The organism is Arthrobacter sp. P1_A5 (genome assembly GCF_056406825.1).
On record NZ_JBFTZL010000340.1, the window covers coordinates 1 to 1533 of the forward strand.

Here is a 1533-nt window from a genome sequence, read left to right on the forward strand (position 1 = left end):
CTGCCGACCGAAGGGAGCTGATCCGAGTGGGCGGTGATCCTTGGCCGGCTGCACCCGAGCTTCCGGCGCCAATCATCATGGACCAGCGGTGGCTGGATGCCGTCTTCCTGCACTGGCGCATTCCTGATGCAGTGGCGGCGCGGTTCATGCCACCGGGCGTCGCGCCGGATGTGTTCGACGGGTCAGCGTGGGTGGGGCTAATCGGCTTTCGTATGCAGGGTGCCGGAGTCGGTCGCGGTCCCGGCATCCCCTATTTCGGAAGCTTCAACGAGATCAACGTGCGCCTCTACTCCCGCGAGCCGGACGGCACCCGTGGTGTCGTTTTCCGCAGCCTGGATGCCTCACGCTTGGCGGTGGTGCTGGCCGCGCGGGCGGCCGGAATACCTTATGTGTGGTCGCGGGCGAGTTACGTGGGCGCCGATGACTTTGCCGGATCGGCGTCGGCTGGATATTCCGTGCGGCGCTTTCGAGGCGGCACCCGCAGCGATTTCTCGGTCGTCCCAGAGCCCGACGTCGCCGCCACCGACGCGCTGTCGATCCACCTCACAGCCCGGTTCGGTCTGCATTCACGGTTCAGGGGCAGGACCATCTATGTACCGAACGCGCACAGTGCATGGCCGCTGTACCGTGCGCAGCTGATCGGCCTTGAGGACCAACTCGTGCGCGCCGCGGGAATCGAAGTGGCCGGGCAGCCCGAATCCGTACTCTTCTCGCCCGGAGTTCACACGCAGTTTGGCTGGCCACGGGTCCTGCACAGCACGATGTGAGACCTGCCTGATCGCCCGTCGGTCCGCGGGCACGTGGCACCGCGGGGACTGAGTGATCACGCATGGTGCCCTCCTAATATTGTCGGAGCCCTCAAATAGACTCGAGCCATGGAAGCCGTCAGGGATTTCATCAGGGATTTCACCGCCTGCGGGGACGAGGCGCAGGGCACGGAGCGGGGTGCAGCCCCGGTCGGGCAATCCGGTATGGACGCCGTCCTGGCCGCGCTGCGGGCGGTGGGTTCGACGGCGGTGGAGGATGCGGGGTCGTGGGGCTTCCGGGCCGCGTCGGACTTCGCCGGACAGGTGGAGGAGTTCTCCCGCACGGTGGAGTATCTGCAGCTCGTCGCGGCGGCCGCCGTGGACCGGACCAGGAAGCAGTCCGCCGCCGCGGCCGCGGGGGCTGTAGCGGGGGCTGTCACCGCGTGGACCACCGGCTGGCGTGAGAGCCCCGCCGGGTGGCAGACCGGCGCACCCGGCACGTCCGTTGCGGCGGCGCCCGCCGGCGCCTCCTTGGCCTCAGCTTCCGCCGGCACGTCCGTTGCGGCGGTTCCCTCCGGTACCTCCTTGTCCTCGGCTCCCGCCGGCACGTCTGTTGGGGCGGCGCCCGCCGGAAGCCCCGGTACGGCCGCGCCGGCGGTGCCGGAATCGGTGCTGGATGACGGGTACCGGAACACGGCGGAGTTCCTGCGGGCGCGGCTGCGGATCGGCGCCGCGGAGGCCAGGCGCCGGCTCGGCCTGGCCGACACGCTGCTGCCCCGGCAGGGAC

Annotated in this window: 1 protein-coding gene and 1 pseudogene; both read left to right on the top strand. The window is 69.9% G+C overall.

What is annotated here, in order from left to right:
* The first annotated feature begins 77 nt into the window (after positions 1–77).
* Entirely contained in the window at positions 78–767 is a 690-nt protein-coding gene (locus AC1D1S_RS21095; RefSeq protein ID WP_476995440.1) for a YqjF family protein, read from the top strand.
* 108 nt (positions 768–875) lie between these two features.
* A pseudogene (locus AC1D1S_RS21100) lies at positions 876–1533 on the top strand (hypothetical protein); the annotation flags it as partial.

Coding starts and splice junctions, on each gene's coding strand:
- AC1D1S_RS21095 (WP_476995440.1), top strand. CDS start 78: ATGGACCAGCGGTGGCTGGATGCCGTCTTCCTGCACTGGCGCATTCCT.